Origin of the sequence: Pseudomonas sp. URIL14HWK12:I12, from assembly GCF_003097135.1 — a bacterium.
Classification (GTDB): domain Bacteria; phylum Pseudomonadota; class Gammaproteobacteria; order Pseudomonadales; family Pseudomonadaceae; genus Aquipseudomonas.
Genome location: NZ_QEQL01000001.1, coordinates 227,967 through 245,442, shown reverse-complemented (window position 1 = coordinate 245,442; position 17,476 = coordinate 227,967). Strand labels below are relative to the sequence as shown.

16 protein-coding genes are annotated in these 17,476 nt (G+C 65.0%); 5 read left to right on the top strand and 11 right to left on the bottom strand.

Annotation, left to right across the window (positions count from 1 at the left end):
- Positions 1–16: 16 nt before the first annotated feature.
- The 7 genes from F474_RS01095 to tssB all read right to left on the bottom strand — a co-directional run bounded on the left by F474_RS01095 (position 17) and on the right by tssB (position 8,823).
- Entirely contained in the window at positions 17–2,488 is a 2,472-nt protein-coding gene (locus F474_RS01095) for a type VI secretion system Vgr family protein (protein ID WP_097086593.1), read from the bottom strand.
- Between the two features lie 128 nt (positions 2,489–2,616).
- Positions 2,617–3,108 carry a type VI secretion system tube protein TssD gene (tssD, locus tag F474_RS01090; protein ID WP_097086591.1) on the bottom strand — a complete coding sequence of 164 codons (492 nt, stop codon included), beginning with the start codon at positions 3,106–3,108 and terminating at the stop codon, positions 2,617–2,619.
- 21 nt (positions 3,109–3,129) lie between these two features.
- Complete coding sequence (locus tag F474_RS01085) at positions 3,130–4,746, bottom strand: OmpA family protein (protein ID WP_097086589.1); 1,617 nt, start codon at positions 4,744–4,746, stop codon at positions 3,130–3,132.
- Positions 4,743–5,417, bottom strand: a complete 675-nt coding sequence (gene tssL / locus F474_RS01080) for a type VI secretion system protein TssL, short form (protein WP_097086587.1) — start codon at positions 5,415–5,417, stop codon at positions 4,743–4,745. The genes F474_RS01085 and tssL overlap by 4 nt, the downstream gene beginning before the upstream one ends.
- Positions 5,414–6,760, bottom strand: a complete 1,347-nt coding sequence (tssK, locus tag F474_RS01075; RefSeq protein ID WP_097086585.1) for a type VI secretion system baseplate subunit TssK — start codon at positions 6,758–6,760, stop codon at positions 5,414–5,416. Before tssK ends, tssL begins: the two co-directional genes overlap by 4 nt.
- 15 nt (positions 6,761–6,775) lie before the next feature.
- Entirely contained in the window at positions 6,776–8,302 is a 1,527-nt protein-coding gene (tssC, locus tag F474_RS01070) for a type VI secretion system contractile sheath large subunit (protein WP_097086584.1), read from the bottom strand.
- Positions 8,303–8,325: 23 nt separating this feature from the next.
- Positions 8,326–8,823 carry a type VI secretion system contractile sheath small subunit gene (gene tssB, locus F474_RS01065; RefSeq protein WP_097086582.1) on the bottom strand — a complete coding sequence of 166 codons (498 nt, stop codon included), beginning with the start codon at positions 8,821–8,823 and terminating at the stop codon, positions 8,326–8,328.
- A gap of 255 nt (positions 8,824–9,078) precedes the next feature.
- Here tssB and F474_RS01060 point away from each other — a divergent pair, with 255 nt between their 5' ends.
- The 4 genes from F474_RS01060 (at position 9,079) to F474_RS01045 (ending at position 12,577) form a co-directional block, all read left to right on the top strand.
- A complete protein-coding gene (locus F474_RS01060) occupies positions 9,079–9,561 on the top strand; it encodes a sugar dehydrogenase complex small subunit (RefSeq protein ID WP_097086580.1) in 483 nt (160 codons plus the stop codon).
- Positions 9,551–11,134, top strand: coding sequence for a GMC family oxidoreductase (locus tag F474_RS01055; protein WP_256577798.1), 1,584 nt, complete (start codon positions 9,551–9,553; stop codon positions 11,132–11,134). The genes F474_RS01060 and F474_RS01055 overlap by 11 nt, the downstream gene beginning before the upstream one ends.
- 1 nt (position 11,135) lies before the next feature.
- Positions 11,136–11,987, top strand: a complete 852-nt coding sequence (locus tag F474_RS01050; protein ID WP_097086578.1) for a cytochrome c — start codon at positions 11,136–11,138, stop codon at positions 11,985–11,987.
- A gap of 77 nt (positions 11,988–12,064) precedes the next feature.
- Positions 12,065–12,577, top strand: coding sequence for a methylated-DNA--[protein]-cysteine S-methyltransferase (locus tag F474_RS01045; RefSeq protein ID WP_097086576.1), 513 nt, complete (start codon positions 12,065–12,067; stop codon positions 12,575–12,577).
- Positions 12,578–12,592: 15 nt separating this feature from the next.
- Here F474_RS01045 and hisN read toward each other — a convergent pair whose 3' ends face one another.
- Genes hisN through F474_RS01025 form a run of 4 tightly spaced genes read right to left on the bottom strand, consistent with a single transcriptional unit; the run spans position 12,593 to position 15,808 of the window.
- Positions 12,593–13,384, bottom strand: a complete 792-nt coding sequence (gene hisN, locus F474_RS01040) for a histidinol-phosphatase (RefSeq protein WP_097086574.1) — start codon at positions 13,382–13,384, stop codon at positions 12,593–12,595.
- 46 nt (positions 13,385–13,430) lie between these two features.
- Complete coding sequence (locus F474_RS01035; protein ID WP_097086572.1) at positions 13,431–14,303, bottom strand: metal ABC transporter substrate-binding protein; 873 nt, start codon at positions 14,301–14,303, stop codon at positions 13,431–13,433.
- 12 nt (positions 14,304–14,315) lie between these two features.
- Complete coding sequence (locus tag F474_RS01030) at positions 14,316–15,176, bottom strand: metal ABC transporter permease (RefSeq protein ID WP_097086570.1); 861 nt, start codon at positions 15,174–15,176, stop codon at positions 14,316–14,318.
- Positions 15,176–15,808, bottom strand: coding sequence for a metal ABC transporter ATP-binding protein (locus F474_RS01025; RefSeq protein WP_097086568.1), 633 nt, complete (start codon positions 15,806–15,808; stop codon positions 15,176–15,178). The genes F474_RS01030 and F474_RS01025 overlap by 1 nt, the downstream gene beginning before the upstream one ends.
- A 158-nt stretch (positions 15,809–15,966) precedes the next feature.
- Here F474_RS01025 and F474_RS01020 point away from each other — a divergent pair, with 158 nt between their 5' ends.
- Complete coding sequence (locus F474_RS01020) at positions 15,967–17,400, top strand: NAD-dependent succinate-semialdehyde dehydrogenase (protein ID WP_097086566.1); 1,434 nt, start codon at positions 15,967–15,969, stop codon at positions 17,398–17,400.
- Positions 17,401–17,476 lie beyond the last annotated feature (76 nt).

Below are 17,476 nucleotides of genomic sequence, written 5' to 3'. Positions count from 1 at the left end.
TGAGGCGACGATTCGGTCAGTCACTGTCTGTCGCGACAGCTGGGGCTGCGCCGCCTGGGGGGCCTTCTGCCGCAGCGCTTTCACCTGAGCTGACGCAGTAGGCCACGTCCTGCCTAGGCGCCCCCGTTGGGCTGTCAGTGACCTGAAAGCGGGTATTGAGCGCCTGGTGCACGAAGGTTTCGCTTTGCAGCGGCACTGCACAGAAACCTTTGGCGGCGCTTGCACCCCACTGCACGTCGTCGTTGCGCACCACCACCTTGCCCGGGGCACCGATTTCGATGCAGCCATCCTTGAGGGTGATATAAGCGCCGCGGCTGGACAGGGTGATGCCCTGCTCGGCCTGCACCCGCATCTCCCCTTGGTGGGCGGCGATGTTGATGTTGTGCTGCGCCTGTAGATCCAGGCTCGCTCGCTTGGCGTGGACCTGCACATCGCCCTGGCCTGCAACCAGCTGCATACCTGCGTTTTGCGCGAACAGGCTGACCTGCTCGCCGGCAGCCATCGCCAGGCGTTTCCCTACGCTGAGGTCAGCGCTGTCGCCGGCGGTGGCGATCAGATTGCCGCCGGCCGACAGCTGCAGTTGGCTGGGCGTCACTACCGCCACCCCAGCCGGCGCCGTGGCGATCAGCCCTGCGCCCTGCAGCATGTTCAACGCCTCTTCCAGGCCGCGCTGGGCCTGCTCATCGGCGCAGCTGGCACCTGCAGCCGCTACGCTGTGCGCCAGCGCCTTGACCAACTGCAGCGAAGCGCTCAACTGCTCGAGGGCAGCGCCCATCTCCAGCACCGCGCCCTGGGCGTGAGCTTGAGGGTCGGCACTGATGAGCAGGCCCTGCCCGGCGCGGATCGCCCCGCGAGCGTCGGTACGCAGCTCGAAACCTTCACCGCGTACCTGAGCGGGGTCGCTGCCCACCAGATGCCCGAGGTTAAGCTGGCTCTTGCCACCGCCTTCGGTGCTGAGCTTGATGTGCTCGGCACCGGGTTTGTCCTCCATGCGCAGCTTGTTGTTGGCCGGTGTACGCAGGACGTTGCGGGTCTGGTTGGCGCGGGTGACGAGATCAGCCAGGCAGCGGTCGTGCATGGCGTGGGCAATGTAGGGCCGGTCCGGGTCGCCTTGCTCGAACGCTATGGCAACCTCGGTACCGGGCCTGAGGGGCATGTGCAGGCCGTAGCGTTTGCCCGCGTACGGCCGGGCGAGGCGCAGCGGCTTGCTGGCTGATTCGGGTGTGCGCTCGCGCCGGTCGAAGGCGAAATGCACTTGGTAATGGCCGTCTTGGTCAAGGTCGGCCTCTGGCGGCTGTGCGGCGCTGACGAACGCGGCCAACGTGCCAGCCATCACCGGCTTGGGCCTGGCGCGCGGGCGAAACTCGACCGCGCCGTGGGGCATGCCTTCAAACTGGATGGCCAGGTCGTTATCACGGGCGCCGGTGACGTGGATGTCGGTTATCAGCAGCCCCGGCTGCAGCAACCCAGGCTCCAAGGCATGCCCACCGGGTGGGTAGTCCAGCTTCAGCACGCGGCCCGGCACGATGCGCAGGTCGCTGGTGGTGCCACGCAGTCGAGTGCGCTGGTTCAGGTAGCGCTCGTGGCATTGGTGCGCGGCACGCAAGCCGCTGTTTTCGGTGAACAGCGCGCGAGCCTGGTTCTCGTGGCCTTTGGCTTCATAGGCCAGCCCCAGGTGGCAGGCATCGCCATAGGTCCCTTGCACACTGAGGCTACCGAAATCGCTGTTGGTGTCGTCGACCCGCAGCCATTGCGGCACGTCTTGTTCGTCCTGGCGCTGGCGGTACGCATAGTGGTGCACACTGGCACTCTGCTCGACGACCTGATGCACGCTCTGCATGCCCCAGACCGCAGCCTGGTCGGTGACCTGGCCGCTGCGCGGTCGCACCGGCAATGTCACCGACGGCAGGTAATGCTCAGCGGCACGGTCGCCCAGCACCATCACTTCGCAGTCAAGCGTTTCATGCCTCTGGAGCCGGTACCAGATGCCTGCTTCGGCGAGTAAGCGCTCGATGAACGCCAAGTCGCTCTCCTCGAACTGGATCACCTGCTCCAATGCCGGGTGACTGTGTAGCAGCTTATCGGCTTGCAAGCCCAGTGCCGGCCAGCCGTGGCGCTGGCACAGCACCTGCTCGACAATTTGCGGCACCGAAAGGTTACGGTACAGGTGGCTGCCCTGGCCCCTGGACAGCAGGGCAAGGCGAGGCTGCAGCGTGAACTCGTAGAGCGTCTCGTCTACCGAGGTACGCAAGTGTGCGAAGCCGGTGATGACGCCGTGCACCGTGCGTAATAGCCCTTGGGAGGGCAATGCACTCCAGAACTGCAGCGCCGCAGGCTGAGTAAGCACCTGCTCCCTACCAATGTCGTGCTGGCTGCTGGTGCAGCGCACGCGGTAATCGAACACTTGGCTCAAGTGTTCGTGGCCTTCCAGGTTCAGCACGTCAAGACGCAAGCCGGCCAGGCCCAGGCTGTAGCGTGAGTCAGCCATGAGCGGTGCCTTGGCCAGGGTTCAGCGATGCAAAGCGGGCGTAGCGCCGCAGTGATACAAGCATTGATGCCACCTTCGAATGAGCATGGCGCGCCCGGCAGGCGCGCACGTGGATGACGTTGAAGCCTTCAGCCTGAGACGCGCTCATTCCAGCTGTCGCTATGCTGCAGATTGCCTTCCTTGAAGAACCAGGTCGCCTTTTCGTAACGCAGCTCGACCACCTCCTCGTGGCCTTTTTTCTGGGCACTCGGCTCCTTGACGTGGTGCATCGCCATGGCAACGCTCGCCACTTTTACGTTCTCCAGCGTCACGCTGTAGTACTCCTCCTCGGTGCCTGCGCTGTTGATCTTGAAGAACGAGAACTTGGCTTCTTTAAGCGTTTGCCCCGTCGTCACGGCCTTGAACAGATAGGTGGAGGAGCAATCGATGTGTTTGGTGAATACGAAGGGTTTGTGAACGCGTGTTCCAGTGACGGCGCCTGAGCTGTCATCGGTTGGGATCGCGACCCCGTGCTCCAGCGCGACCACTTCGATAGAGCCTTCGCGCTTGACGATGCTGACCTCGCCTTTGATTTCACTGCCACCGTCATCCTTGAGCCACAGATAAACCGGAATCGCCATTTTCCACTCCTTGCCGTTAAGTCAGGGCTTGGCCCCGAGAGTGCCCGGCACCCCACCAGCAGCGGCGCATGCCCCTGCCTCAGGGACCAGGCGTATATCCACGCGCCGGTTGGCGGCGCGCCCCTGTTCGTCGTCGTTACTCGCCATCGGCTGGCTGGCCCCGAGCCCCTGCACCGCGAAACAGTGCCCGGGCAGCCCGCCTGTACGCTGCAACCAATCGCGTACAGCCATGGCCCGTGCCCGGGACAACCGCAGGTTCGCAACCGCGCCGCCACGGTCGTCGGTATGGCCACTGACGATGATCAGCCCCCCTTCACGGTGGTGCTCGGCGATAGCCATCAGCGCCTGGAACAGCACCGGGCCCGCTCGCTCGTTCAATACCGCACTGCCGCTTGCAAACAGCGCACGGCTGGGCAAATGCAGCGCTTGTTTCTGTTCGTGAGCCGCAGGGCCGGGCACCAGCCAAGGCGAGATCCTGTCCAGCAGCCAAACGCCTCGATACAAGCCAAGCCCCAGATTCAGCGGAACGCCTTCGCGTTGGTATCGTGCGAGCTCCTGGTGATCGGCGGTGAGCTGCGAACGTGCAGCCAGCAGGTCGGGCTGGGCTCGATACTGTTGCAGGTCATGGCTGACTTGGCGCACCAACGCGTGGTTGTGCCAAGCGACGCCGACCACGGCGGCCACCGCTGCCACGCCGGCCATCCAAATAGCTACAGCCCATGAATGCCCCGGCATAGGCCGTACCTGTATGCCTACGTGCAGGCCCAACAGAGGATCAGGCAATGGCAGGTGTGTAGGCAGCGCCTGTGGTGCTGGCCGGGGCCGTACCCCCGCCTGCCGGGCCACCCAGCGCGCCCACAACGATTGGCCCGCTTCAGCCGGCAGCCCCGGCACACTGAGCGCAGCACAGGCCGCCGGTGGGCAGGCCGGGTACCGGCTGTTGCCGTCACATAAGGCCGGTACCACAGTCTCGGCCCACCACCGGGTCACCATCTGCACATGCAAGCTCGCGCGCAGTTGGTCTGAGGGTTGCTCGGCGCTGCGCTCACTTTGCATGCCCTGCCCCCGCTGGCAGATGAACCAGCCGTGCCCTTCGGCACCGTCGGGCAGGTAGCTGGCGATCAATAACGGCAAGGCCAGGCCCTGTTCATGCAGCTGCGCCAGCTGCCGCCGCAGGTTGCGCAGCGACACGGTAGTCTCGTTCGCATCGGCCATCTGCCCGGGGTTCGCCACCCACAACACTCGCAACTGCTGAGCACGCCAAGGTTGCCGCTCGATCAACGCTGCCACCACCGGCCCCAGCCGCTCGCTACGGCCAACGGCGAGGTAGCTGCAGTCCTTCCCGTGACGCAACCCCGAACTGTCGGCGCCGCGCCGGCCGAACAACTGCTCAAGGTGCTCCCCGCACACCAGCGCCAGCGGGTGCTCTGCGCCCGGCAGCCGTGAAACTTGCGGCAGGGGTATACCAGAGCGTGGCCGGCGGTAAACTCGCCCATAAGCCAAGGCCAGCAAAGCTGCAACCAACGCCACCGCCCACGCCCCGATCCGCGGGCCGATGGCAGGGATAACCACAGTGGCCCAGCCCACTGCCAGGGCCACCGCCCAGCCTGCCAAAGCCGCGCGTTGCCCAGAGGTCATGAAGCAACGCCTGGGAACAGCGCCTGCAGGCGGGCCTCCAGGCTGGCATCGGCCAGCCACCAGACCCCCGCGACCAACAACGCGGCGCAAGCCAGATGCAACAGCGGGTGGCGCAGCAAGCCCCGCCTCGCCCAACCGTTTCGGGGAGGCTCGGGGCCGAGATCGAACGCCGGCTCAAGCGCGAAAGCGCGCTCGTGCAACGCCTGTAAGCGCTGCTCCCGTGGCAGGCTGCCCTGCCGGTACCTGCCTTCGAACCCCAGTAGAAGCGCGCGGTGAAACAAGGTGATCAAGGCCCGGTCGGTGGCAGGGTCACGCAGCGCCTGGTCCATGCGCTCATACAGCAGTTCCCCTGCTCGATGGTGGCCAAGGTACTGCGCCTGCAGCGGCTTGGCCTGCCAGCGATCGCGAATCGCATCACCGGTGCAGGCCATGACCGCTTCATCGAGCACCGCGCACTGAACCAGGCACACCTGGTCGGCCCAGCCCTGAGCGGCGCCGTCACGCAACAGCGCCGCGCGCACGGTTTCGATCTGCTCCTGACAGTGGCGATGCAGCTGTTCGCCGTCGACAGGCACCGCGCCATGGCGCAGTTCGCAAGCCAGCAGCCAGGTGCTGTGCAGCAGCAGGTCGACATCCCCCATGCAGGGCGTTTGACGGTTGCCTGCAGTCATGTCCGCAGCACCGCGTAGAGCTCAAGTTGCACCGGCCCCAGCGTGGTCGGAACGTAGAAGGCACAGCTTGCGCTGGCGAGCATGGCCAGCCCTTTTTCATGGGCCAGGTCGAGCGTGAAATAGAGATTCTCCAGGCGCAGCGGCACGGCGGCAGGAGCGTGTTGCAGTGCCCGCACAGGCACCCCTTCCAGTGCGGCATTGAGCAGGCGATCAAGCTCGGCTGGCGCGCAGGCTTTGCACAGCAGTGGAAACTGCTGTTGCATCTGCGCAGCCGGTAACCCACCACGCACCGACAGGTAGAAGTCGGCAGCGCCCGGCTCGCACAACCGGGTGTCATGCAGCCGTGCCTGCCAATGTTGCGGCTTGAGCTGCTCCAACGGCAGTGCCAGTACGCGGGACGGCAAGCGGGCATCGAGCAACTCGCCCAGCATGTTCATCAGCGGCAGCAGCACCTGCCCCAGTTGCCGGTGCTGGTAATCGGGGATCTGGTCCAGGTCGTGGTCCAGTGAAAAGGTCATCAGGCTCGCGGCCAGGCTCGCCAGCACCTGCCAGAGCCGCTCAGGGTGCTGAGCGGGATGTTTGAGAAAATGCCGCAGGAGCGGCCGATGGCTATTGAGGGCGTTGAGCAGCCAGAAGAGCGACACATCGGCCACGGCGAAGTCGGCCATGCGTGCATTGCTTTCATTGCGCAGGGCCATGAGCCGGCAGCGTTTGGCGTCTAGCTGGTCCAGCAACAAGCCTAACCGCCCGATCACAGGGGGAGCGCCGCCGATGTGCAGCAAAGGCGGTATCCAGTGTTCATCCAACGCCCAATGGCCAAGGTCGTCGCGCACCACTCGCGCCACCTCGCAGGTGATGTAATCGGCGTTGTAATCGCTTGCCAACCGTAAGCTCAGTTGCGGCTCGGCCACCGCGATCGGCTGGTTGTGGTCGCCGTACAGGTCCGCCACGTCCTTCCAGACCTGGCGGTAGCGCGTGGGTCGGTCATTGTGCTGGCCATCGAGCAGGCAGTTGAAACCGTTGGCGTGCTCTCGCGGCAGGGCCAACACCGCTACGGCATCTTTTTCGGTGACGGTGCTCAGGTCCATTGCCGGTGGCAACTGATCTGCAAGCTCGGTATCGATCGCCGTGCCATCAGGTAGCCGCAGGCTCAACCGCTGCGCCTTCAGCACGCCGCCGGCCAGGCTCTGGCGGTCAAAGCGCACTGCCTGCACGCCCCAGGGATAGGCGCAGCCCACCTGCGCCACCTGCTCCAGCGCCCAATGATGCAGCCGAGCCTGTTGCTGGAACTGCTGCGGGGCCAGCAACACCCCGGCAGCCCAGAGCGGGCGGTCGATTCTCATCCTCAAGGCTCCGGGTCAGGCTTTGGCACGTGGCATTTGCGAGACCAGCGACAGGTTCACATCCATGCCCTCGACTTGAAAATGCGGTACTGCGAACAGGTGCACGCGAAAGAACCCCGGGTTGTCCTCGATGTCTTCCACCGTCACCTTGGCTTGGCGTAGCGGGTGAGTGGCCTGCAGGCTATCGCTGGGGTCGTTCATTTCCGTCACGAGCCCGCTCACCCATCGGTTCAGTTCCATTTCCAATACGCGCCGGTCTTTGGTGGTGCCGATGTTCTCGCGCTGGATCAACTTCAGGTAATGGGCAATCCGCGAGAGCAGAAACACATAGGGCAAGCGGGCATTGATCCGGCTGTTTGCGGTGGCCTCGGCAGTGTCATAAAGCGCCGGCTTGTGCACAGAGTTGGCAGAGAAGAAGCACGCGTAATCTCGATTCTTGTAATAAGACAGCGGTATCAAACCCAACTGCGCAAACTCGAACTCTCGTGTTTCGGGAATCATTACCTCGGACGGGATCTTCGCCTGATAGCCGGTGCCCAGGTCATACAGGTGAATGGGCAAGTCGGTCACCGCCCCGCCGGCCTGCGGGCCGCGGATCTGTACGCACCAGCCATTGTTGATAAAGCTTTTGACCATGTTGGCGGCAAACGCCATGGCGGCACTGACCCACAGGTACTTTTGATGGTCCGGGCCTTTTACCTGCTCGACATAATTGAAACTGCGCACCGGCACCGTGTCCGGGCCGTACGGCAGCCTGCCCAGCACCCGCGGCAGTGTCAGGCCGATATAGCGAGCATCTTCGCTGTCACGAAACGCCTTCCATTTGATGTATTCAGCACGGTCGAAATAGTTGCCGACGTCTTTGATCGCGGCCACTTCTTCCATGCTTTTCTTGCCGAAGAACGCAGGCCCGACCGCACCGATCAGCGGCATGTGCGCGGCGGCGGCTACCCGCGACAGGTTGCGCAGCAATGCCACATCACCAGGGCTGCGGTCGAAGGTGTAGTCGCAAATCGCAGCGGCGATGGGCTCACCGCCCGGGGTGTCGTATTCCTGGCCATAGGTGTGAAGGTACAACCCGCTCTGGGCGATTTCCGGTGCTTCGTCAAAATCTTCGACCAGAGCCTGCTTACTGACGTCGAGCAACTCCACTCGCACGTTGTGGCGAAAATCGATTTGATCCACCAGTGATTTGAGGCCTCGCCAGGTCGCCTCGACCTGCTGGAAAGCCGGGTGGTGCATGATCAGGTCAAGTTGCCGGCTGATCTGCTCGTCCAGCGCTGCGATGTGCCCATCCAGCAATTGCCGGTCCAGCCGTTGCACCGGCTCGGCGCTGCGGGCCACACGCTCGATGAACACGCTGATGGCGGCGGTAACGCGATCTTCGGTGGAGGTATCGGCCAGTGCTTCGGTGCTCTGAAACGTGTCCAGCGCAGGGATACCCAGCACCGGGCTGAGGCTGATCTTATCGAACAGGCCGGCGTACACGCCTGTGTCCTGCACATTCACTGGGGCTGCAGCGGCGGGAGTCTCGTTGCTCATGTCAGGGCCTTCTGGTTGGCGGTTCACGCGCGTTGTTCGAGGCGGGCAAGTTCACTGCGCAGCCCTTGGTTCAACTGCGGGTCGAGCAGGATGCGTTCGAGCTCTGCGCGGAACGTGGCGTTGTCGAGCAGGTTGGATTTGAGGTCTCGCAGCAGATTGCGCATGGCGAGCAACGCACGCAGTTGCGGCACTTGCCGGGCAACTTGCTCGGGCTCGAAGTCCTTCATGCAGTTGAAACCCAGGTTCAGGGCCCAGTCGCCGTGCCCGTCCGCCAGCGCATTGGCCACGTCGAAACGTGCACGCGGTGCGTAGTCGGCCAGGACACTGTCGAAGTTGTTGCGGTTGACCGATACCTTTGCCCGCTCGGCCAGGGGGCGGTGTTCGCGACCATTGCTGTAATCGGCAAGCATCAGCAGTTTGAGTGGCAACTCTACTTTCTGTTGCGCCCCGCCGGTGTGCACATCGAGTTTGATATTAACCCGCGCCTTTGGCACTTCATGCTGGAAACTTCTTGAAGACATGACTTCTCCCTGCCGCGGTAGTCGGGCTGGTCTGGAAAGTTGAATGAGCGGCGTGTTCAAGTGGGCGCAATCTTGGCGCCAGAATGGCAAGGGTGATATGGGGGGAAATCTTAATTCGTGCGAGTTATTGCAACTTCCGGGTTTTGAAGAATTAAACACCGCTTGAATGTCCAAAATGTCCTCACCGCCGACGGGAACGTTTGCTCATCCACCGAATCCATACCCCGTTAACCTTCACGCACTCGGACGCCGACTATGCCTACCCCGCGCCGCACCCTGCTCCAAGGCTTGCTGCTCGCCTACGCGGCAGGCCGGTTGCCCGCAGCACTGGCCGGCCCCGCCGAGCCCCAGGCATTGGCGGCGTTCATGACCCTGAGCGCTTGGCTCACCGGCCGCGATTGGCTCGACCCTGCCCAAGGCCGCCCCTTGTTCGAAGCGCTCACGGCGCAGTCTGGTGATTTTCCAACGCGCTGCCAGGCCTTGTGGCTCGACGTTCAAGGCCGCCATCTGGACCCCGCGACGGTGCACCGGCAGCTCAGTGACGAGGGCTCGCCCTTGGCCGCCCTGCCCCGGCAGATCGCAAAAGCCTGGTGGCAGGGCGTGGTAGGCCAAGGTGCGCAAGCGCGTTGCGTGGCCTACGAGCAAGCCCTCAACGCTCAGGTGGTGGCAGATGTATTGGTGCCGCCGAGCTACGCCTATGGCGCCCATGGCAGCTGGAGTGCGCCGGTTGAAGCTTGATGCCGACATCGTGGTGATCGGCTCCGGCATCTGCGGGGCGCTGGCTGCGCGACGGTTGGCACAGGCCGGCGCTGACGTGCTGATGCTCGAAGCCGGCGGCCCGATCGAGCGTGCCAAGGTGGTGGCAGCCTTTCGCGACTCACCGCGCAAGAGCGACTGGCTTGCGCCCTACCCTGTGCACCCCTGGGCGCTGCACCCCGTCTTCCAGCCCAACGACAACGGTTACCTGGTGCAAGCCGGCCCAGACCCTTGGCCGGTGCAGTACCTGCGCGGTGTGGGCGGCACCAGTTGGCACTGGGCGGCGCAGGCGTGGCGGATGATCCCCAGCGACCTGCGGCTGAACAGCCTCTACGGCATCGCGGTGGACTGGCCGCTGAGTTACGAAGACCTCGACCCTTGGTATCAGGAAGCCGAGACACTGATGGGTGTGGCCGGCAGCGAGGGCACCGGCTCGCCGCGCCAGCAGCCTTTTCCCATGCAGCCGGTGGCAGAACCCTGGGCCATGCGCCGTATCCGCGAGCGCCTGGCCCCCGACTACCACGTGATGCCCAACACCGCCGCGCGCAACAGCCGCCCATACGACGGGCGGCCGGCCTGCTGCGGCAACAACAGCTGCCAACCGATCTGCCCGGTGGATGCGCAGTACCACGGCGGCCTCGCCGTGCGGGCGGCACTGGCCGCCGGTGTACGCCTGCAGACCCATGCGGTGGTGCACAAGCTGCAAACAAACGCAGCAGGCGAAGTGAGTGTGGCGCACTTTCTGGCGCCAGACGGCAGCGCACACCAGGCACGCGGCAGCACCTTCATACTTGCCGCCAACGGCGTGGAAAGCCCCAAGCTGCTGTTGATGTCGGACGTCGCCAACCGCTCCGGGCGCGTAGGCCAGCAACTGATGGACCACTTGAGCACGTCGCTTACGTTCCAGGCCGACGAAGCCCTTTGGCCCGGCCGAGGGCCCCAGAGCCCGAGTGCCATCAACACGTTCCGCGACGGCCCCTGGCGCGGCGAGCGTTCGGCCTACCGGCTGGACTTCAGCAATATCTCGCGGGTTGAAAGCGTCACCAGCGACCTGCTGCAAAAAGGCGTGTTCGGCGCAGGCTTCGACGAACAACTGCGCCTGCGCGCCGCTCATGAACTGTCGATGCGCAATGTGCTGGAGGTGCTGCCGGATCGGGCCAATCGTATCGTGCTGTCCAGCCGCACCGATGCCCTAGGGCTGCCGACCCCACAGGTGCATTACCAGGTCAGCGACTACGTGCGCCTGGGGGCCCTGGCCGCGCGGGAGGACTTTGCGCGCATCGCCGCGCGCCTGGGTGGCCACCAGCTCAAGTACAGCGCCGAAGGCAAGTTTTCCGCCAACCATCACATCACCGGCACCCTGGCCATGGGCGCAGACCCGGCCACGTCGGTGTGCGACGCCTGGGGGCGAGCGCACGATCACTCCAATCTGTTCTTCTGCGGCACCGGCGTGATGCCGACCTCAGGCACCATGAACGCGACGCTAACAGCCGTGGCGCTGGCCTTGCGCACCGCCAACCATATTCGCCCGCTGCCCGCGCAGCGGCAGGCCTGACATGCGCGCTGCGCTGTTGCTTTTGGGGTTGCTCGCTGGCGATGCGCTGGCCGAGGCATCCCTGCAACGCGGTGAATACCTGGTGCGCGGTTTGGGCCACTGCGGCGCCTGCCATACCCCCCGCAATGCGCTGCAGGCCGAGCGCAACGACCTGTGGCTGCAAGGCGGGCAGGCTGAAGGTTGGCAGGCGCCGGCCATTACCGGCCCGGCCCTGGCCCACTGGCAACTGGACGATCTGCAGCACTACCTGCGCAGTGGCCGCGTGCAGGGCCACCCCACCGCAGCCGGGCCGATGGCCCAGGTGATCGAACAAAGCCTGAGCCATCTCACTGACGCTGACCTTGCCGCCATCGCTTTGTACCTCAAGCAGGTGCCAGGCCCTCCCGTGGCACCGGTGACGCTGGCCACCCCAGCCCTGACGCCGACCCGCGGCGGTGCGCGCCCAGCCGACACGGCTTTGTGGAGCGGCGCGCAGCTGTTCGATGCCTGGTGCGCCAGTTGCCATCAGCCTCAAGCCAGCGGGCGCGGCGCAATGCCCGGCCTGGCCGGCCCACTGCTGGCTCAGCGTGTGGCTGGAGGTAACCTGGTGAACGTGATTCTCGACGGTATCGACTCGCCCGAGGGCCCGCGCATGCCAGGCTTTGCCGATGAGCTCAATGACGAACAGATCAGCCGCCTGATCGCAGCGCTCGGGGCACCGCCAGTCAGCGCTGCCGAGGTCAAACGCCAGCGCCAGGAGGCCCCTGTGCCAGCGCCGCACCGGTGGCTGATCACGCTGGCCGGGTTGGCCCTGGCAGGTGCAGTGCTCGGCCACCGCTGGCGCCGCCGCCGCGGTGGTGCTCGAAAAGCCTGAGTTGAGCAGGCGGCTGGCCGAACCCCAGGAGCAACTGCTACCGTGCCCGGCCCGTTTGCCCTTCAAAGGAGCCTGCCATGCCGCTACCTTGCCTGCTGATGCCTTCGCCGGTCGGCCAGCTGACCTTGGTCGCCCAAGGCACAGGGCTGTGCGCCGTGCTTTGGGAGCAGGAACGCAAAGGCCGGGTGCGCCTTGGGCCACTGGAAGCAGCCAGCGACCACCCGGTGCTGTGCGAGGCCCGGCGCCAATTGCAGGCGTACTTCGATGGCCGGCGCCAGCGTTTCGACTTGCCGCTGGCATTGAGCGGTACGCCGTTCCAACGCCGCGTATGGGAGGCGTTGCTGAGCATTCCCTTCGGCCAGACCCGCAGCTACCAACGCATCGCCGAGCAGATCGGCGCGCCCAGTGCCGTGCGCGCGGTGGGCGCTGCCAATGGGCGAAACCCTCTGTCGATCATCGCCCCCTGCCATCGCGTAGTGGGTAGCAACGGCACCCTCACAGGTTTTGCCGGCGGCCTGGCAGCCAAACGCTGGTTGCTGGCCCATGAATGCAGTAGCGAGCCGTTCAGCCTCGCAAACCCGAACGGCTGACGGCCACGCCCGGCGTCAAAGCGCGGGCGTAAGCTGCTCTACCAGCCAGGCATGCAGCGCCGGGTCGCCGGCAGCGACCACCGCCCCGCCATGTTGCGCGGTGCTACCGTCCCAGGCAGTCATGCGCCCGCCGGCACCTTCGATGATCGGGATCAGCGCCTGCACGTCGTAGGGCTTGAGGCTGTCTTCAATCACCACATCCACCAGGCCCATGGCCAACATGCAGTAGGCATAGCAGTCGCCGCCGAAACGGGTCATGCGCGCCTGGCCACTCAGGCGCTCGAACGCCGCCTTGCGGCTGGGCACATCGAACAGTTGCGGCGAGGTGCTCATCACGATGGCATCGGCCAGGCGCTCGCAGGCGCGGGTCTGCAACCGCCGGTCGCCCAGCCAGGCGCCCTCGGGTGTGCCAACGAAACGTTCGCCCGTGAACGGCTGGCTCATCACCCCAAGCACTGGGCGCTCGCCGTCGTTCAGGGCTATCAGCGTGCCCCACAGCGGCAGGCCGGTGATGAACGCGCGGGTGCCGTCGATGGGGTCGAGCACCCAGGTCAGGGGGGATGTGCCTGGCTCGTGGCCGTATTCCTCGCCGAAGATCCCGTGCTCGGGATAACGGGCATGGATCAGCGCGCGCATCGCCTGCTCGGCGCCCTGGTCGGCCAGGGTCACCGGGTCGAAGCCTGCCTCGAGCTTGTTCTCCACCGCCTGGGCAGTGCGAAAGTAAGGCAGCGCGGCATCGGCTGCGGCTTGCGCCAGGCTGTCGGCGAAAGCGCGCAACTCGACAAGCGGCAAGGGGGTGGCAGGCATGGCGAAGTCTCCGTGGAATCGTGCGCGCATGCTGCCTGAAAGCGCTTTATTGGGCCAGCGCTTTGCCCAGGGTTTCGATGTTGCTGCGGTAGAAACCAAGGTAGGTGCTGGCGGGCCCTTCGGCGCTCAGGGCGTCGGAATACAGGGTGCCGCCGATGCGTGCCCCGGATTCCTCGGCGATCTGTTTGAGCAGGCGGGTGTCGGAGATGTTCTCCATGAACACGGCCTTGATGTGTTCATTGCGGATCTGCCTGACCAGCCCGGCCACATCGGCGGCGGTGGCTTCACGTTCGGTTGACAGGCCCTGAGGGGCGATGAATTGGATGCCGTAGGCCTGGCCCAGGTAGCCGAAGGCATCGTGGGATGTAACGATGCGCTTGTTGCCAGGCGGCAGGCTGCCGAAGGTCTTGCTAGCCACTTTCAGCAGCTCATCAATCTTGGCGACATAGGCGTCGTGGTTGCGTTGGTAGTCAGCGGCATGGGCCGGGTCGACGGCGTCCAGGCCCTTGAGGATATTGGCAGCATAGATGCGCGCATTGGCCAGGCTGTTCCAGGCGTGCGGATCGGGGATGGTCTGGCCGTCTTCCTCCAGTGTGCGCGGTAGCACACCCTCGCTGGCCTTGATCACCTTGGCATGGGTCTCGGTGCTGGCCACCAGGCGGTCGAGCCACGGCTCGAACTGCAAACCGTTCTCCACGATCAGGTCCGCTGCCAGCACCTGCTTGCCGTCGGCGGGGGTGGTTTCATAGGTGTGGGCGTCTGAATCAGGCCCTACCAGGTTATTCAGGATGATGTGATCGCCACCGATCTGGCGGGTCATGTCGGCCAGGATGCTGAAACTGGTCAGCACCTTCACCGGCTCTGCCGCTTGGGCACTGAAGGGTAATGCAAGGGCGAGCAACAAGAGGGCACGGCGCATGGCAAGGTCCTTTTACAGAGGGATGGGCAAGCGAGACCGGTGCATGACCCCATGCACCGGCCCAACGAACACGGACACCAGGTAGAACGCCCCAGCAACCACCACAATGGCAGGGCCGCTGGGCAGGGAGGCGTAGAACGACAGCAGCAGCCCCAGCGCAACCGCAACGCCGCCAAGCAGCGAGGCCAATAGCAGCCGAGGTGGCAGGCGGCGGGTCCAGAAGCGCGCGGCGGCTGCTGGCAGGGTCATCAGGCCAACCATCATCAGCGCGCCGATGGCCTGAAACCCCACGACCAGGTTCAACACGACCAGGCCCAGGAATACCCCGTGCGCCCAAGGGCCGAGGCGGCTGACGCTGCGCAGGAACAGCGGATCCAGGCAGTCGAGCAACAGGGGCCTGTACAGCACTGCCAGCAGCGCCAGGCTGAGCACTGCCACCCAGGCCATCGCCTCCAGGGTGGCGGCATCAACCGCCAGCGCTGAGCCAAACAGCAGCCCGAGCAGGTCCAGGCGCTTGCCGGCCAGCCCCAGCAACAGCACACCACTGGCCAGGGAGATGGGGTACAGCGCGGCGAGGCTGGCATCCTCACGCAGCCCGGTGTTGCGCGTGACCCAGGCTGAAAGCCCGGCCACACCCAGGCCTGCGCCCAGCCCTCCGAGGGTCAGCGCCGGCAGCGACAGGCCGGCGACCCAGAACGCCAGGGCGGCGCCAGGGAGAATGCCGTGGGAAATCGCATCGCCCATCAGGCTCATGCGCCGCAACATCAGAAATACTCCAAGCGGTGCAGTGCTCATGGCCAGCAACACACCGCCGAACAGGGCCCGGCGCATGAAGGCGAACTCGACGAAGGGCTGCCAGAGGTGCTCGAGCATCAGGCCACCCGACTCAGGTGCACGGCCTCGGGGCTCAGGCTCACATGGTGCTGGGCATGGCGCTGGACGCTCGCCAGATCGTGGCACACCACCACCAGCGTGCGGCCTTCTGCGTGCCAGCGGCGCACCTGCTCCCAGAGCACGGCCTGGCCCGCTTCGTCTAGGTTGGCGTCGGGCTCGTCAAGCAACAGTAACCGGGCTTGGGTCAGGCTCATGCGGGCAAGCAACGCCCGCTGCAGTTGCCCGCCAGACATCGCCTGCAGGCTCAGGCCAGCCAGCCCTTCCAACTGCCATGTCAGCAAGGCCTGCTGCAGTTGCGCCTCTCGGCAGGCCCGTGACAGGCGCCGGCCCCAGAAACCCGCAGCCACCAGCTCGCCGAGCTGGACGGGGAACTGACGGTCGATGGCCTGCTGCTGCACCAGGTAGCCCAACCGGCCGCCGCGGCCCAGGTCCACTTCCAGCCGCCCGGCCAAGGGCTTCTGAAGCCCGGCGATCACTTTCAGCAGCGTTGTCTTGCCGGTCCCGTTAGGGCCGGTGATGGCAGTGAGGCTGCCAGCGGGCAGGTGCAGGTCCAGCGGCGGGGTCAGGGGCCGGTTGACTGGGCCCCATTGCAGAGCGGTGCAGTGGATCATGGCGAGCTTACAGGCTGGAAGAGCATTAATTGTTACACTATAACGTGGCAAAACAAAATGAATCCTTTGTCATTTACCTTGCACCTGCTCATGCCAGGGAACCCGTGCGCCGGTGTGCGGCCCAACTCTTTTTTGCCACAACCGTTGCGGAGGCTACCGTGAACTACCCTGACATCCTGCTTCACATCGACGGCCAATGGCGCCCTGCCCTTGCCGGCTCAACCCTGCCAGTGGTCAACCCGGCAAACGGCGAAGTGATCGGGCAATTGGCCAAAGCCGACCAGGCTGACCTTGACGCAGCCCTGGCTGCCGCCGAACGCGGCTTCCAGACCTGGCGCCGCACGCCTGCCTTCGAACGCTACAAGACTCTGCGCAAAGCCGCCGTGCTGCTGCGCGAGCGCGCCGAAGGCATCGCCCGGCTAATGACACTTGAGCAAGGCAAGCCGCTGGCCGAGGCCCGTGCCGAAACGCTGGGCGCTGCCGACACCATCGATTGGCTTGCCGAAGAAGGCCGCCGCAGCTACGGGCGCATCATTCCGGCCCGCGCCGCAGGCGTGGAGCAGAAGGTCATTCGCGAGCCGGTTGGCCCGGTGGCCGCCTTCACCCCTTGGAACTTCCCCATCAACCAGGTAGTGCGCAAACTCACTGCAGCACTGGCCACCGGTTGCTCGATCATCGTCAAAGCACCGGAAGAGACCCCCGCCTCGCCTGCCGAGCTGGTGCGTGCCTTCGTTGACGCCGGTGTCCCCAACGGTGTGATCGGCCTTGTCTATGGCGACCCGGGGCAAATCTCCAGCTATCTGATCCCGCATCCGGTGATCCGCAAGGTGACTTTCACCGGCTCAACCGGAGTGGGCAAGCAACTGGCGGCGCTGGCCGGCCAGCACATGAAGCGCGTGACCATGGAGCTGGGCGGCCACGCTCCGGCCCTGGTGTTCGCCGATGCGGACCTTGACGAAGCAGCTAAATTGCTGGTCGCCAGTAAATTCCGCAACGCCGGCCAGGTCTGCATTTCCCCTACGCGCATGCTGGTGGAGCGCAGCGTGTACGAGGCTTTTGCCGAACGCTTCGTGGCACATGCCAAGACGCTCAAGGTCGGCGACGGCTTGGCCGAGGGCACCCAGATGGGGCCGCTGGCCAATGATCGCCGTGCCCCTGCACTGCGCAAACTGATCGAGGACGCCAAGAGCAAGGGCGCTACCGAGCTGCTGGCCAGCGACGTGCCCAAAGGCCCCGGTTACTTTTTCGGGCCAACAGTGCTGGGCAACATGACCCCCGACATGGCAGCGATGAACGAAGAGCCCTTCGGCCCGCTGGCTTTGCTGATGCCCTTCGACACCCTAGAGCAGGCCCTGGCCGAAGCCAACCGCCTGCCGTACGGCCTGGCGTCCTATGCCTTCACGACCAGCACACGGACTGCCCAGGCGCTGAGTGACGGCATCGAGGCTGGCATGCTGACCATCAACCACATGGGCCTGGGGCTGCCCGAGGTGCCATTCGGTGGCGTTCAGGATTCGGGCTATGGGTCAGAGGGTGGTACCGAAGCCATCGAGGCTTACCTGAATACCAAATTGGTGACTCAGCGCGGCTAAAACCCCTTTCATTGGAGCAGCGTGTACGCCCCTGCTAGGCTCAAGGCTTCGTTCAAGGCCCACACCAGGAGGTCAC

Bases quoted from the DNA above. Each gene is read 5' to 3' on its own strand.
- F474_RS01095 (WP_097086593.1), bottom strand. From the start codon at position 2,488: ATGGCTGACTCACGCTACAGCCTGGGCCTGGCCGGCTTGCGTCTTGAC.
- tssD (WP_097086591.1), bottom strand. From the start codon at position 3,108: ATGGCGATTCCGGTTTATCTGTGGCTCAAGGATGACGGTGGCAGTGAA.
- F474_RS01085 (WP_097086589.1), bottom strand. From the start codon at position 4,746: ATGACCTCTGGGCAACGCGCGGCTTTGGCAGGCTGGGCGGTGGCCCTG.
- tssL (WP_097086587.1), bottom strand. From the start codon at position 5,417: ATGACTGCAGGCAACCGTCAAACGCCCTGCATGGGGGATGTCGACCTG.
- tssK (WP_097086585.1), bottom strand. From the start codon at position 6,760: ATGAGAATCGACCGCCCGCTCTGGGCTGCCGGGGTGTTGCTGGCCCCG.
- tssC (WP_097086584.1), bottom strand. From the start codon at position 8,302: ATGAGCAACGAGACTCCCGCCGCTGCAGCCCCAGTGAATGTGCAGGAC.
- tssB (WP_097086582.1), bottom strand. From the start codon at position 8,823: ATGTCTTCAAGAAGTTTCCAGCATGAAGTGCCAAAGGCGCGGGTTAAT.
- F474_RS01060 (WP_097086580.1), top strand. From the start codon at position 9,079: ATGCCTACCCCGCGCCGCACCCTGCTCCAAGGCTTGCTGCTCGCCTAC.
- F474_RS01050 (WP_097086578.1), top strand. From the start codon at position 11,136: ATGCGCGCTGCGCTGTTGCTTTTGGGGTTGCTCGCTGGCGATGCGCTG.
- F474_RS01045 (WP_097086576.1), top strand. From the start codon at position 12,065: ATGCCGCTACCTTGCCTGCTGATGCCTTCGCCGGTCGGCCAGCTGACC.
- hisN (WP_097086574.1), bottom strand. From the start codon at position 13,384: ATGCCTGCCACCCCCTTGCCGCTTGTCGAGTTGCGCGCTTTCGCCGAC.
- F474_RS01035 (WP_097086572.1), bottom strand. From the start codon at position 14,303: ATGCGCCGTGCCCTCTTGTTGCTCGCCCTTGCATTACCCTTCAGTGCC.
- F474_RS01030 (WP_097086570.1), bottom strand. From the start codon at position 15,176: ATGCTCGAGCACCTCTGGCAGCCCTTCGTCGAGTTCGCCTTCATGCGC.
- F474_RS01025 (WP_097086568.1), bottom strand. From the start codon at position 15,808: ATGATCCACTGCACCGCTCTGCAATGGGGCCCAGTCAACCGGCCCCTG.